Source organism: Butyricicoccus sp., from assembly GCF_050872565.1.
Taxonomy (GTDB): Bacteria; Bacillota; Clostridia; order Oscillospirales; family Butyricicoccaceae; genus Butyricicoccus_A.
In genome coordinates, this window is the sequence record NZ_JBNMHC010000415.1 from 1 (window position 1) to 1748 (window position 1748).

The following is a 1748-nucleotide window of genomic DNA, read 5'->3' on the forward strand; positions in this document are numbered from 1 at the left end:
CATCCATATGTGCTTTGACTGCCTGTGCATCATACGGCACGGTTTCCTTCTCGATAAAGGAAATGGCACCGGTCGGGCAATTGGGCAGGCAATCGCCCAAGCCGTCACAATAATCATCGCGCATCAGCTGTGCCTTGCCGTACACCAAGCCAATCGCGCCCTCATGACAGGCATCAACACACAGACCGCAGCCGTTGCATTTTTCTCTGTTGATCTCGATAACTCTCCGTTTCATATGCTTCTCCTTTTATGATTATCCTGCATGGTTTGTTGCATTTCTTATTGAAACGTATTATACTGCAAACACAAGAAATTTTCCGTTGGATTTCCAACAAAGAAAGGCGATTTTATGTATCCATCTTCTTCCATTTTAGCCGACTGCTGGCTGTTTCGCGGTCTTGCTCCGCAAGAGATCTCCGCCGTGCTCGGCTGTATCTCTGCCAAACAGCAAAGCTATCCCAAGCACAGCTTTGTCTTTCGCGCAGGCGAACCGGTCACGCGCGCCGGTATTGTCTTGAGCGGCGAGCTGCATATCGTCCGTGAAGACTTTTGGGGCAATCAGACGATCCATGCGATTTGTCGTCCGGCGGACTTATTCGGTGAAGTCTTTGCTTGTCTTCCTGACCACACCGCGGATGTCTCAGTCCTCGCCAAGCAGGACACAGAGGTCTTGTATCTGGACATGCAGCATCTGCTGACCTCCTGTTCCAACAGTTGTGCCTTTCACAATCGACTCATTCACAACTATGTCACCGTGCTGGCACAGAAAAACCGAATGCTCAGTCAAAAAATCCGGCACTGCACCCAGCGTACCATCCGTGGCAAAGTGTTATCCTATCTGTCTGAACAGGCGGTTTTGACCGGCTCTACGACATTTTGCATCCCGTTTAATCGGCAGCAGCTCGCCGATTATCTGTCTGTCGACCGCAGTGCGCTGTCCGCTGAGCTGAGCCGCCTGCAAACAGAAGGCAAGCTGCGCTTTCATCGCAATCAATTCACTCTGCTCGCCTCCGCGGAAGTCTAAAGCCTTCCTCCCTGAGGAAGGTGGCGCAGCGTCAGCCGTGACGGATAGAGCAGCACGCGAACAGTTGCGCTTTAGAATAAATCTGATACGTATCTTGTCAATTGGAAAAACTCCCTCAGTCTTGCCGCAAAGCGGCAATCCAGCTCCCTCGGAGATGGAGCCTTCTTGGCTCTCCCTTCGGGAGAGCTGGCATTTGCATCGCAAATGACTGAGAGGGCGCGCAATTCACCCATTCTGCATCAGGGCAAATCTGAGAGAGTTTGTAGCCCTCTCTGTCGCTTGATAAAATTTCCGTATAAGTAAAATCAATTACACCAACGCAGAACAAACTTTTGATACACTGTTTGTGAAAGCGGGTGATAAAAATGATAAACTTGAGTCATAGGCTCAGGAATTTACGTCTAGAGCATCATCTGACCCAGAAACAACTTGCCAAACAAATGAATGTTTCCGTTAGTACTATCTCAGCATATGAAACAGGAAGATGCAATCCATCCTGCGCGGTATTGATTCGTTTTATTTGTATTTTTCATGTTTCAGCCGATTTTTTATTGGGATTATCCGAGCGAGATACAAGAATCTTTTCTCTAGACAAAGATGAACAAAACATATTGAATAAATTGGTATCTACTTTGCCCACAAAGTGAGGTGCCGTGCAAGTTTTTCAAACGAGCCAAAAGCCCTCTCTGTCGCTGCGCGACATCTCTCCCAGAGGGAGAGACGA

The 1748-nt window shown here is 48.5% G+C and carries 3 protein-coding genes; 2 read left to right on the plus strand and 1 reads right to left on the minus strand.

From position 1 onward, the window contains the following. The coding region (locus tag ACR0P9_RS12010; RefSeq protein WP_432620465.1) for an ATP-binding protein at nucleotides 1–235 on the minus strand (235 nt) is incomplete at its 3' end. Nucleotides 236–349: 114 nt separating this feature from the next. Between ACR0P9_RS12010 and ACR0P9_RS12015 the strand changes: the two genes are divergently transcribed. Together ACR0P9_RS12015 and ACR0P9_RS12020 are read left to right on the plus strand one after the other, a co-directional pair. Beyond that, nucleotides 350–1024: a Crp/Fnr family transcriptional regulator gene (locus ACR0P9_RS12015; RefSeq protein WP_432620467.1), complete on the plus strand. Its 675-nt coding sequence runs from the start codon at nucleotides 350–352 to the stop codon at nucleotides 1022–1024. 365 nt (nucleotides 1025–1389) lie between these two features. Further along, complete coding sequence (locus ACR0P9_RS12020; protein ID WP_432620469.1) at nucleotides 1390–1671, plus strand: helix-turn-helix domain-containing protein; 282 nt, start codon at nucleotides 1390–1392, stop codon at nucleotides 1669–1671. The last annotated feature ends 77 nt before the right edge of the window (nucleotides 1672–1748 follow it).